This window comes from Acanthopleuribacter pedis (assembly GCF_017377855.1).
In the GTDB taxonomy this organism is placed as follows: Bacteria; Acidobacteriota; Holophagae; order Acanthopleuribacterales; family Acanthopleuribacteraceae; genus Acanthopleuribacter; species Acanthopleuribacter pedis.
This window is the reverse complement of sequence record NZ_JAFREP010000015.1, coordinates 228,315-240,722: the sequence shown is the minus strand read 5'-3', so window position 1 is coordinate 240,722 and position 12,408 is coordinate 228,315. Positions and strand designations below refer to the sequence as shown.

The 12,408-nt window shown below is 56.0% G+C and carries 11 protein-coding genes; 8 read left to right on the top strand and 3 right to left on the bottom strand.

Annotated features, from left to right (window positions below):
• Positions 1–54: 54 nt before the first annotated feature.
• Both J3U88_RS16690 and J3U88_RS16685 read right to left on the bottom strand, forming a co-directional pair.
• Positions 55–1,440, bottom strand: coding sequence for a dihydrolipoyl dehydrogenase family protein (locus tag J3U88_RS16690; protein ID WP_207860063.1), 1,386 nt, complete (start codon positions 1,438–1,440; stop codon positions 55–57).
• A gap of 378 nt (positions 1,441–1,818) precedes the next feature.
• Positions 1,819–2,091, bottom strand: coding sequence for an HU family DNA-binding protein (locus tag J3U88_RS16685; RefSeq protein WP_207860062.1), 273 nt, complete (start codon positions 2,089–2,091; stop codon positions 1,819–1,821).
• Between the two features lie 422 nt (positions 2,092–2,513).
• On the opposite strand from J3U88_RS16685, the gene J3U88_RS16680 reads away from it, so the two are divergent.
• The gene (locus J3U88_RS16680) at positions 2,514–3,119 is read left to right on the top strand and encodes a MiaE family protein (protein WP_341535186.1); all 606 of its coding nucleotides are present in this window, start codon (positions 2,514–2,516) and stop codon (positions 3,117–3,119) included.
• A 372-nt stretch (positions 3,120–3,491) separates the two neighbouring features.
• On the opposite strand, the gene amaB is transcribed toward J3U88_RS16680, so the two are convergent.
• The gene (gene amaB / locus J3U88_RS16675) at positions 3,492–5,003 is read right to left on the bottom strand and encodes an L-piperidine-6-carboxylate dehydrogenase (RefSeq protein WP_207860061.1); all 1,512 of its coding nucleotides are present in this window, start codon (positions 5,001–5,003) and stop codon (positions 3,492–3,494) included.
• An 882-nt stretch (positions 5,004–5,885) separates the two neighbouring features.
• Between amaB and gcvT the strand changes: the two genes are divergently transcribed.
• From gcvT to dcd, 7 genes are all read left to right on the top strand, one after another.
• Positions 5,886–6,995 (top strand): glycine cleavage system aminomethyltransferase GcvT, encoded by a 1,110-nt coding sequence (gene gcvT / locus J3U88_RS16670; protein ID WP_207860060.1) that lies wholly within the window; start codon positions 5,886–5,888, stop codon positions 6,993–6,995.
• 31 nt (positions 6,996–7,026) lie between these two features.
• Entirely contained in the window at positions 7,027–7,413 is a 387-nt protein-coding gene (gcvH, locus tag J3U88_RS16665; RefSeq protein WP_243435981.1) for a glycine cleavage system protein GcvH, read from the top strand.
• A gap of 441 nt (positions 7,414–7,854) precedes the next feature.
• Entirely contained in the window at positions 7,855–8,454 is a 600-nt protein-coding gene (locus tag J3U88_RS16660) for an RNA polymerase sigma factor (protein ID WP_207860058.1), read from the top strand.
• Positions 8,447–8,965 (top strand): hypothetical protein, encoded by a 519-nt coding sequence (locus J3U88_RS16655; protein ID WP_207860057.1) that lies wholly within the window; start codon positions 8,447–8,449, stop codon positions 8,963–8,965. The genes J3U88_RS16660 and J3U88_RS16655 overlap by 8 nt, the downstream gene beginning before the upstream one ends.
• A gap of 8 nt (positions 8,966–8,973) precedes the next feature.
• On the top strand, positions 8,974–9,900 hold the full coding sequence (locus tag J3U88_RS16650) for a bactofilin family protein (protein ID WP_207860056.1): 927 nt from the start codon (positions 8,974–8,976) through the stop codon (positions 9,898–9,900).
• A gap of 349 nt (positions 9,901–10,249) precedes the next feature.
• Positions 10,250–11,779, top strand: a complete 1,530-nt coding sequence (locus J3U88_RS16645) for an FHA domain-containing protein (RefSeq protein WP_207860055.1) — start codon at positions 10,250–10,252, stop codon at positions 11,777–11,779.
• Positions 11,780–11,827: 48 nt separating this feature from the next.
• A complete protein-coding gene (dcd, locus tag J3U88_RS16640) occupies positions 11,828–12,355 on the top strand; it encodes a dCTP deaminase (protein ID WP_207860054.1) in 528 nt (175 codons plus the stop codon).
• The last annotated feature ends 53 nt before the right edge of the window (positions 12,356–12,408 follow it).

Genomic DNA, 12,408 nt, shown 5'->3' with positions numbered 1-12,408 from the left:
TGCTTAACGGATGTCGCCGCGTTTAGCTGAGTATTGGTTGGCCGGTCGTCGCGTTTATTCCGCCGCGAGTTTGGCGCGGGCGTCTCTTGCCGCGTTGCGGACGATTTCATTCAAGGCCGGGTGAATGAAAATCGTGCTGAGCAGATCGTCCAGCGTGCCTTTCATTTGCATCAAGGTGATCACCTGGTGAATCAAAACCGAGGCCTCGTGGCCGATGATGTGACAGCCGATGATTTTGCGGTCGCTCCGGTCCACCAGTAATTTGACAAAACCTTCCGTAGAGCGCAGCGCCATGCCCATGGCACTGGCACTGTAGTTGCGGAAGCCCACCACGTAATCGTTGCCTTGGGCGCGTGCTTCTTCTTCTGTCAAACCCACGCCCGCGACTTGCGGGGTGGTGAATACCGCGTGGGGCATCGCGCCGTAATCAATCGGGCGATCCTCGGGATGGGCGACCGTGGTTTCAAACAGGTATTCGCCCTCGACATTTACCGAGTGACGGAACATGTAATTGCCAACCACGTCCCCCAGGGCCCAGGTGTTGGGTGCCGAGGTACGCAGGTGGTCGTCCACGACGATGTAGCCGCTTGCATCGGTTTTCACGCCCGCCGCTTTCAGATTGAGGCGGTCGCTGTTAGGAACCACACCTGCCGCGATCAACAGGGCGTCTGACTCCAGGGTTTGCACTTTGCCGTCACGGCCCGTGACCTCAATCGTGTAGGTGTCGTTTTCGAAGGCGACTTTGGTGATATTGGCCTGCAGGTGGATATCGGCATGGCGTTGAAAGGCCTTGGTGAAGGCCTCGCGGACTTGACCGTCTTCCGCGCGCAACATGCTGGAGCGGACGATGAGGTCGACGTCCGTGCCTAAGGCGCTGTAATAAAAGGCCAGCTCTGTTGCAATGTAACCGCCGCCTAAAACCACCAAACGTTTGGGTTGTTTCTCCAGCCGAAGGGCCTCGGTACTGGTCAAAAAGGGTACTTTGTCCAGGCCGGGAATGTCGGGGATGCGAGGGCGTGAGCCGGTCGCGATGTAGACCTTGTCGGCGGTAAGGGTGAAGCCGCGAACCGTCACCTGGCGTTCGCCGGTGAACACCGCTTCGCCGTGGTAGTAATCGAGGTTTTCGTTCTTGCGATAGGCGGGCAGAATGCTGTCCGATTCCCCGTCTATCGTTTCGCTTACCCGCTGAACCAAGGCCTGGAAATCCACCTCGAAGCCGGCGGGTTTGAGGTTGTATTTGGCCGCCGTGCTGATGTGGTCCGCGACCTCGGCCGCGTGAATGAGCATTTTTGAAGGAATACAGCCGCGGTTCAAGCAGGTGCCGCCGAGGCGGTCCTTTTCGATGATGGCGGCTTTGAGGCCTAGGTGGCTGGCGGGCGTTGAAATTTTGGTGCCCCCGCCTGAGCCGATTACCAGCACGTCGTAGTGACGATGGTGCATCACGAAACTCCTAGTTGACCTTCTGGGTGAGGTCTGTTTGATGAATGGCTCAACGGTAACGCGGAACCCTTAGTCTAAAGTGGGCGGTCCGGGTGGATGCAACCACCCTAGTATCGGCGCAGGACGCGCCAAGCGTTGAGGCGAAACGTGTTGGGAAAAGCGCAGGCGTACTTGGAAAGGACGTCGAGCATTTTCACGGTACGTTGCAGTCCAACTCTTAGCGCAGGACGCGCTGATGATGGGGTGAGTGCGCCGCCATGAACCGTTCAATTTAGGCTGTATTCCAAAGAAAAAAAAGCGGCTTTTGGCCGCTTTTTCATCCGGGAGGTTTCCCGTTTGCGAGGAACAGGTCCTCGCGTGGTATCAAACTCGGGGTGATTATTCCACCGCGTCGAGAAGGTTCTTGCCTGGTCTAAACTTGGGTACCTTTTTCTCGGGAATGATAATGGCCTCGTTGGTGCGAGGGTTGCGACCGGTACGTGCAGCGCGGTTGGCAACTGAAAAGGTCCCGAAGTTTACCAGGGTCACTTTGTCGCCATCCTTGAGTGCGGCAACAACCGCGTCCAGCATGGCGTCGAGGGCCTTGGTAGCCTGAGCTTTGGAAATATCAGCTTCATTTGCCATCACACTAACGAGATCGGCTTTATTCATTTCGAATTCCTCCCCTAAGCAATTAAAGCACGGAATCTTAACATGGAGATTGTACATCTACCCGGCTGTCCCTCGGGTCTCTACCGGTGGCCGGCGGTTCCCGGGGCGACGAGAAACATGACGAAGGTTACTTTTATCAGCCGCTATCCCTAGGGTCAAGCGGATTCTTGGCAAATCGTGCTGAATGGCATCAAACGCGATGGATCTAACCAAAATCCGCCGAAAAAGCCCGTGGGCCGGGGAAAAAGCACGTGGGGCGCAAGGGTTTTGTTGCCTAATGAATCGCTGCCCGCGCGAACCTATTGAAGCAAAGCTGTTTTTGAGCCGACGACCATGCCGCCCTGATTTTGACGAAGCCTTGACCCATTGGGACCGGTTCCTTTATATATGGGCTGGGTCGTAGGACCTCAAAGGAAGGAAACGTGAAATTGGTGATCCCTGATCTTGAAGAATTTTTACTCTGCGCCACCCCACAAGCATGGGTCGATTGTGCCCTAAAACAACAGGAAACCATGCTCATCGACCACGCCAATTGCGAGAAAAAAGCTGCCTCAACCGCCTTGAACCTCATGTTTCGCTACATTGACCGGCCCGAGCTTTTGACCAAAATGTCGCGCCTGGCACGCGAAGAGTTGCGCCATTTTGAGCAGGTTTTGGCCATTATGGAAGACCGCGACATTCGCTACACCCATGTCAGTGCGTCTCGGTACGCGGAAGGCCTGCGCGTGCACATGCGCAAACAGGAGCCGGGCAAGCTTATTGATGTGTTGATTGTCGGTGCGATCATTGAGGCGCGTTCTTGCGAGCGTTTTAGGGTCATTGCGCCGCATTTAGACGAAACCCTATCCAAGTTTTACACCTCGCTGCTGCGCTCGGAACGGCGCCATTTCGCCGATTACCTCAAATTGGCTTACCAATATGCCGGCGAAGATATCAGCGAGCGGGTTACCTTCTTCCTCGAAAAAGAGCGTGAACTCGTCCTCGGCCCGGACGAAACCTTCCGTTTCCACAGCGGGATCCCCGCCTAACGCCGGCTGTCCTAGCCCGCATTTCTCACAAGGAATTCTGCTGCGAAACTGAATCCCATGCGATTACGCGGGGGCGGCCATCCGCGGGGCGGCCATCCGCGTTACCTGGTCGAGCAATACTCGACGTAGCGCTGCTGCGCCGAAGGGTCGGCCCCGCGAAGGGTCGGCCCCGCTCCGTTTGCGCTTGGTCGTAATCTTCGTACTCACAAGGCTTTCTGCTTCTCGCGACGAATCCTTGTGAGAATTGCGGGCTAGTGGGGCTTTCGATTCATCACGGAAAACGTGGGGGCGATGTGACCTCGAGGCGTAGGTTCCCCAGAAACACAAAAAGCGGCGCCGAGGCGCCGCTTTCCGATTGATTTAAGGCTTGGCTTAAAACTCGAACGTAATCCCTTGAGCCAGGGGCAATTCGGAAGAGTAGTTGATCGTGTTGGTTTGACGACGCATGTAGGCTTTCCAGGAGTCGGAGCCCGATTCGCGTCCGCCGCCGGTTTCTTTCTCGCCGCCGAAGGCGCCGCCGATTTCGGCACCGGAGGTACCGATGTTGACGTTGGCGATGCCACAGTCGGAACCCACGTGGCTCAGGAAGGTTTCGCCTTCACGCATTTCGTTGGTGAAAATGGCGGATGACAAGCCTTGGGGAACGCCGTTTTGGTAACCGATCGCTTCGTCCAGGTTGCTGTAAGGGATCACGTACAGAATCGGCGCGAAGGTTTCGTTTTGTACGATGTCGAATTCGTTTTTGGCCTTGGCAATCGCCGGTGTGACGTAAAAGCCGGGACGGTCGACGCGTTCGCCGCCGCACAAGACTTCGCCGCCTTCCTGACGAACTTTTTCCAGCGCGGCTTGCATTTGTTGAACCGCGTCTTCGTCGATCAGCGGGCCCATCAAGGTGTCCGCATCCAGGGGATCGCCGATGCGAACCTGGCCGTAGGCGTTAACCAGTTTCTCAACCACTTGGTCAACCAGGCTTTCGTGGCAAATCAAGCGACGGGTGGTGGTGCAGCGTTGGCCCGCGGTGCCGACCGCACCGAACACGATGCCGGGGATGGCTATGTTGAGGTCGGCGCTCGGAGTCAAAATGATCGCGTTGTTGCCACCCAATTCCAAGATGGAGCGACCGAGGCGACCGGCTACTTTGGCGCCGACGATTTTGCCCATCCGAACCGAACCGGTGGCTGAAACCAAGGGGATGCGGTGGTCGTTGACCAAGGTTTCGCCGATGACCAAGTCCTCACCCGTGCACAAGGTGAACAGGCCGGGGAAGCCGTGTTTGGCCAGTACCGGAGCGAACAGGTTTTGCATGGCGACCGCGACGAGCGGGGTTTTCAAAGACGGTTTCCAAACGACACTGTCGCCGCATACCGCTGCAATCATGGCGTTCCAGCCAAACACCGCCGCGGGGAAGTTAAAGGCCGTGATCACGCCGACCACACCCAGCGGATGGTATTGGTCGTACATGCGGTGGCCGGGCCGTTCGGAGTGCATGGTGAAGCCGTAGAGCTGGCGAGACAAACCGACCGCGTAGTCGATGATGTCGATAATTTCCTGGACCTCGCCCAGGCCTTCTTGGTGGATCTTACCCATTTCCAAGGTGACCAGGCGGCCGAGATCGTCTTTATGGGCGCGCAATACCTCGCCCAATTCACGCACGACTTGACCGCGGATGGGAGCCGGCACCGTGCGCCATTTTTTGAAGCTTTCCTGCGCCGCGGCCATGACTTCTTCGTATTCTTCCTTGGTGGCCAGGGTTACTTTGGCAATGGCCTCACCGTTGGCGGGGCTGTAACTGGTGACCTCGCCGCCTTTGCCTTCCAACCATTTGTCGGAGAAAACCCCACTATTTACTTCTTTAATTCCAAGACGTTTTAAAAAATCGTGCATTCGGTACCTCATTTCTGCGATTTGGACCCAAGACGGTTTGGCAAGACCTTTTCTTGCCGCGCCTGACAGTGTCGCAATGGTGCGGCCGTCCGTTGGTGAATAGGTAAGGACAGAGGAGTCCACGAGACGGTCGCGGTCAGGCGAATGGGCACCCGCGGGGGGTTCCCTGGATGCCGGACTAGGGACAATTTGGCGGTGTTCAGACGAACCGCCAAACCCAACATCATAGCAAATCCGAAAGGGAAACCAAGTTTTTCGAAAAAAACCCGGGTTCTCAACTCGGTCAAGCTTTTGTTGGTTTCTTGTGCGCTTTTTGATAGACCGTTTTCAGCAGGAACCGAGATGGGTGGTCTGCCGTGAATGGCAAAAAGATGAAGGTTCCCGCCGGCTTTAACTTAAGCGGAACTGAAGCGAGGGGGTTTTTGCTAAAGATCTGGAGCGAAATGGCTTGGAAAAAGCGGGCCGGGGTCGTGCACGACTGCATCCACTGGGTGCGGTGAGCATTTTAAAAGGCCGTTGTACCCGAGAGGTTTAGCAAAAATCACCGCGAGTTATCGCGTTCCGGTAGGTTTAAGGCGCCTTTCGACCCGGTCCTTCCCCGGGTGCCGCCGGCCACCCGTGGGGAGATGCCTCGCCAATGCCATTTTTCGGTTGGCTTTAGCCAGGCGAATTGATTTAATGCGTTTGGGCCAAGGGCCGTTTCGGCGCCTTGGTTGCTCGGGACACGAGATTCATTTCCGTTAACGAAAGACCGATCTGGTTTGGGTTACGAAGCGAAAGGGGAGATCGCGGCACCAACGGGAATCGTATTTCCAAGCATGTTCGCATCAACCTTGTAACGAACGCCGCGCGCGTTCGCCCAGGCTGGGAGGGTACACAGCTATGGCTGAAACCGATCAAACACTTAAAAAAACCCCGCTTGCTGAAGCGCATCAGCAATTGGGTGGAAAAATGGTTCCTTTCGGGGGCTGGTTCATGCCGGTCCAATATTCAGGTCTTGTAGACGAGCACACTACCGTGCGTACGAAAGTTGGGTTATTCGACGTGTCGCATATGGGCGAGGTCCGTATCCAGGGGGAAGACGCGCTCGCGTTTACCAACTACCTGACCGTCAACAACGTCACCAAATTAGAGGACGACCAGGCCCACTACAGTGCCTTTTGTACGCCGGAGGGCACGGTGGTCGACGACCTGCTGGTCTACCGTGAGGCCGCCGATAATTTTCTCTTGGTCATTAACGCCGCCAACATCGAAAAAGATGTTGCTTGGATTCGCAAAAACCAGGGCAATTTCAAGGTAACCATTACCAACGAGAGCGACGACACCGCGCAAATTGCCATTCAGGGCCCACTCGCCCAAGGCATTCTCCAGCGCGTTTGCGACGCTGATTTGAGCGAAATGAAGTACTACTGGTTCAAACGATGTAAGGTGGGCCCCGTGTCGGCTTTGGTGTCGCGGACCGGTTACACCGGCGAAGACGGTTTTGAATGTTACGTCGCCGCCGCGGATGCCGTTGCGGTTTGGCGGTTGTTGTTGGAGACCGGTGCCGAGGAAGGTATCAAACCCGCCGGTTTGGGTGCGCGCGACAGCTTGCGCCTTGAGGCGCGCATGCATCTCTACGGCAACGATATGGACGAAACCACCACCGTGCTCGAGGCGGGTTTGGGGTGGATTGTGAAAACCAAAAATACCGACGATTTCATTGGCAAAGCGGCGATTGTCGCCCAGAAAAAAGCCGGTGTAGAACGCAAGTTGGTCGGTTTCCGTTTGTTGGGGCGCGGCATCGCGCGTCCTGATTGTGCGGTAATAGAAGACGGTATCGCCGTTGGTCGTGTGACCAGTGGGACCCAGGGCCCGACGCTCAAGCAGAGCATCGGCATGGCCTATGTGCCCACGCATCTCAGCCGGCCCGGTACCACCTTGCAAATTCAGATTCGCAACAAATTGGTCGATGCTGAAGTGGTAAAAGGGCCTTTTTACAAGCGTGCTTGATTTGGGACAGGATTCCCTACGGAGGATGGATATGTATTCAGAAAAACACCTTTATTCAAAAGAACACGAGTGGATTGAAGTGGATGGAGATACCGCCAAGATCGGCATTACCCATCACGCTCAGGAACAGTTGGGTGACATTGTTTATGTGGATCTGCCCGAGCTGGATTCCGAATTTGTCGCCGGCGACGAGTTTGGCAGCGTGGAATCCGTAAAAGCTGTTGCCGAGGTGTTCATGCCGGTTGACGGTGAGATCTTAGCGGTTAACGAGCAGTTGGAAGAAACGCCCGAAACCGTGAACCAAGATCCTCACGCCGGTGGCTGGCTGGTAAAGGTCAAGTTGACCAACACCGCGCAGTTGGAAGGGTTGATGAGCCACGCCGACTACGCCAAGTTTGTCTCGGAAGAGTCCAACTAGAGTCGCCGGTTAAGCGGCCCTATGTGGTGGGGCCTCGGCTCGAATTTTTGCAAACCCCCGTTGCTTCGGCGGCGGGGGCGTTCATTTATTTGTGCCTGTTTTTGCACCGCGCGCCTTTCTGTTTTAGAATGCCACATCCGACACCCGTTCGCTCTCTGGTTTCGCGCTGCTCCTTTGCCGTGTTGGATGAGACTGAAAAGCAGAAAAAAGTTTGGGGAATGTTTGTTAAAGAATTGGGGTAAAAAGGGTTGAGAGCTTTTTCTCTGGTTGGTCTTCGCGAGACTACCCTGGTTGTTCCAATTTTTGACACACGGTCACTTCAGGCTGGGGGCTTTTTGGTTGAAACCCTAAGCCCCACTTTTCGTTGGTAACGGGTACCCCTGCTGGTTCGCCCGCGTGTGTTGCAGCGCGAATCAGCCAACGTCACGGATGTAGGTCACTATGGACGAAACCTCACTGACAGATGAGGCCCTGGTTGAACAAATTAAGCAAGGCAACATTGAGTTGTTTGAAGAGATCGTTGCCCGCTACCAGCGCAAGCTGGTCAACTATATTTACCGGATGATTAACGATTACGATTCGGCGATGGAGCTCTGCCAAGAGGTCTTTATCAAAGTTTTTAGTTCGCTGGATAAGTACAACCCCGAATATAAGTTCACCACGTGGATTCACCGCATCTCTTCCAACGCCACCATCGACTGGATGCGCAAAAAGAAACTCGATACCTACTCCATCGAGGGGCAGGATGACGACTCACCCGGGTTGCGGGCGCAATTGGAAGCCGGTGGTTTAAGCCCCTTGCAAGACTTGGAAATGAACCAACTGCAAGGGCGTATTGAACAGGCGATCGCCGAATTGCCGTTTATTTATCGGCAACTCATTATTCTTCGCCACCTAAACGAATTGAGTTACGACGAAATCGCCAGTGCTGTTGAATTACCCTTGGGTACGGTAAAGAACCGAATTTTCCGTGGGCGTGAGATACTTAAGGGTAAGCTTTCCGAGGACATGTCCCGCAAAGGAGGTTCCAAACGTGGTTGATTCCCGCTCAATGGAGCCGCACCAAAATCCCGCCGACGACGCATCCTTGTCGGCCGACCAGCAAGCCGTCGAGATTCCCGAGGATCCCGATTTCGATCAAGCCTTCAAAGGCCTTCCCGAAATCAAGGTGCCCCAGTCCTTCTTGCCCAGCGTGATGTTCCAGGTCTATGAAAAGCATGCGCGTGAAAAAATTGTGCTCTGGCAGGTTGCCTTGATTGCCGTGCTGCTTTTGGCCGGGGCGGGAGCCTTTTTGTCGCTTGATGTGTTGGCGCATATGGAAGTCGGCGGGCACTTGTCCTTTGGACAAGCCTTTAGCGATAAGGTCGACACCGTGCTCCAAAGTTTCGATCAGGTGATTGCTGCATTCGGCACCTTGGTTTCGATTTCTTGGTCCTTGGCCAAAGGGGCCGGGGGTCATTTGGTTAAGGAAACCCATCCGCTGGTGTTGGTCGGCGGCGTTGCCGTGTTGGTCGGCTTATTTGTGGCGGTTCGCCGCTTTTTGGATCGCTGAGGTATGCCATGATGAAGTTGACACCCGCCTTGCTTAAAAACGGCATCCCCGCGTCGGTAGTGAAGCTGCCGATTTTGCTGTTGTTCTGGTGCTTACCCGCCTTGTTTGCCGCCGATGTTCCCGTGCGCGTCTTGCCGGGCGTGAGCTACCAAAATGACCTTTTTTCGCTGGGCCAGCAGGTGATTGTTGAAGGTTCCGTCGAAGGTGACGTCTCCGCTGTCAACGGCGATGTGCACGTAAAGGGAACCATCTCCGGTAACGTGACCGCGCTCAACGGCAATGTCACCTTGTACCGCAACGCCGAGGTCGGCGGCAACCTCGTGTGTATCGGCGGGGAGGTCACCCGTCACAACGTCTCGAGGCTGCAAGGTCGGTCGATTCACCATTTTGCACCTTCTCGTGCGCAGGACACCCAGTTGTTGCACAGTTTCAACGGGCGCATGGCGTTTATCTTTTCGCAAACCTTTGTTCTTTTTCTGCTATTGATCGGTACCTTTTACATTTTTCCGAATCAGGTGAACGAGGCCGGTTTCCAGTTGACCCAAGACCCAGCCCGCCATTTTGTGATCGGTCTGGTGACCGTTGCCGCTTTTTGTACCGCGCTGTTTTTTAGCGTTTTGTTGATGGTGGTGTTGATCGGCTTTCCTTTGTTTTTGGTTTTTGCCGCCGGTTTGACCGTCGTCGGCGTTTTTGGTGCCATGGTGGTTCTGCATCGGCTTGCCCAGTGGCTTGAAACGCTGTCGGGCGGTTTGGTGACCACCGTACCCGCGTCATTGCTGGCCGTGGCCGGTTTTGTGCTGCTAAGCCAGGTGCCTTGGGTCAACCAGTTCGTGTTGGCCGGGTGTTTGGTGTTGGGCAGTGGGGTTGTGATTGAGACCCGGTTTGGTACCAACAAGCAATGGTTTACCAAAAAGAAGCGTTACTGGGGCGCCTGATCTCCGCGTGAGGTAGGCCAAGAAAAGTGGGTTAAAATGGTGTCCAATCTAAGGTTACCGTTTCGGTTCCGGGTGTCACGTGTTTAAATAGTCGGCAACTCAGGATAAGCGGCCGGTCCGCATCTCGTATTGGAATTGGGCGCGTGCCGCCGCAAGGCTTTGCTGAAAAGAGATCGGTTCACCTGAACCCAAGGCGGTCCCGCCGCGTTTGGTTCAGGTGAACCGGTGCCGATGCCGTTTCGGACAAAACGCGTCGCATTAGGATCTTGGTGGGCAAAGCGGGCTGGATGACGAGACCGCGTGGCCCGAGGGGTTCCGGGATTCTCTCTTAAAATCATAAAGGTGGGACATGTCTAAATCGGTTTTGAGGCGCAAGAATAGTGACGGTAGTACGGAAGATTTTGAGCTCGCCAAACCCGTGACGACCATCGGTCGCAGTCGCTCCAACGATATAGTGATCAACGATACCTCGGTTTCTCGGCTGCACGTGCGGATTGAGAACCGCAACGGTCAGTTTTTTATTCTCGACAACAATTCCTCCAACGGAACCTTCCTTAACAAAAAGAAAATAGGGGAGGCGCCGATCCGAGCCGGGGATCAACTGGTTACCGGTCGGATAAGTTTTGATTTTATGGAGTTGGAAGCGCCCGCGGTTGCGGCCGAGGAGTCTGCGACCGCCACGTTGCCGACCTTGGACAGCAACCAAGCCCTGCATTATGTGAAATCGACGCGGCCGATGCAGGCCTTGCCGCCCGATCATGATCGCACCTTGCGATCCGGGGAAAGCGACGATCCTTTTTGGACGCCGCCCCCTTCGCCGGCCGCCGCTTCGCAGTCGGCGCCCGCACATGTAGCCCCGCCCACGGCGGCATCTCCGCCGCCCCCTTCGCCGGCCGTCGCGAGCACGCCGCCACCACCTCCTACGGCTTCGCCGCCTCCCGGTGGCGCCGGAGGTGCTCCCGGCCAAGACGCGCCCTTTGACGAATCATTGTTGGAATGGGACGATTCCGCGCTGGACGATTTGGGCAAGACGACACCGCCTCCGTCGGCCCCACCGCGGCACCCTGCTCCTCCGCCTATGGCGGCTTCGCCGCCGTCCCCGGCCGCGATGGGTGACGCCCCCTACCAAGAGTTTGATTTAGCTGAATCGGAGGCCCCGACCGCGCCACCACAGCCCGCGCCTCAAGGGCGTTTTCCTTTGCCGCAACCGGGTGACGGAACCGGTCAAACGGCCGCCGCGCCGCCACCTCCGCCCGCCGGTGGTGCGCCACAGGGGCGCTTTCCGTTACCTGTTCCGGGTGTAGGGCCTGATCAGCCGCCCGCGCCGGAGGCCGGGGCTGCGCCGAAGGGACGATTCCCGTTGCCCGTGCCGGGTGCCGATCCTGAACCACCGCCGCCCCCGGCGGCTTCGCCGCAATCCGTTCCGCAACCGGAAGCGTCGGGTGCGCCTTCAATTTTCGACAACGCCGGCCCCGCCGCCTCTGGCAAATGGGTTCCTGCTGAACCTACGCCGCGCATGATGGCCTTCGGCATTGACGTTGGCGTGGCCATTGCCGTGCAGATTCCCGGCTGGATTCTCGGGTTTATCTGGGGTCCACTGGGGACGATTTGGGGGCTTTTGGCGATGGTTGCCCTGTTGGCGCACCCCATCGTTGGTTGGCTTCGCTTCGGGAAAACCATTGGCAAATATGTCATGAAGCTAAAGGTCATTGAAGAAAGTCATCCGCGTGCGCCGGGCATTGGCCCGCAAGCGATTGCGTTTCGCATGCTGGTAACCGCTTTTACCCTCGGTGTCTCGTTTTTGTTCATTTTCAAGGGGCCTGAATTCCGAACCCTGCACGACAAGATCGCGGGGACCAAGGTCATCAAGGATCCCTAAACGCGGCCGGCAAAAGGCCGGCTCATCCCATTTCAGAGGAACGTGGTCATGATTTTGACAGGTCCCGAAATTCAGCGCCGAATTGATAAAGACATCTTCATCGAGCCTTATCGCCAAGAGCAGCTTAACCCCAACAGCTACAACCTGCGGCTGCACGAAGATTTGATGGTGTACGATTCGCGCGAGTTGGATATGGCCCAGCCCAATGCCGCGTCGCCGCTAAAAATTCCCGACGAAGGGCTGCTCCTGGAGCCGCATCGCCTTTACCTGGGCCGTACCCTGGAGCGCACCGAGACCTACAACTTGGTGCCCATGCTCGAGGGGCGATCCTCGGTGGGGCGTTTGGGTTTGTTTGTGCACGTGACCGCCGGATTCGGTGATGTGGGTTTTAAGGGGTTTTGGACCCTGGAAATCTTTGCCGTGCAGCCGATTCGTATCTACAAACATGTGGAGATCTGTCAAATTTTTTACCACACCATCACCGGTGAACAAAAAACCTATGACAGCGGCAAATATCAAAATAATACGGGCATTCAGCCCAGTATGCTTTACAAAGATTTCCAAAACAAAAAGTAGCGGGTGAAGCGTATTTAAGAGGTGTTATTGCCGCTGTGCGGCGCAGGTATGTG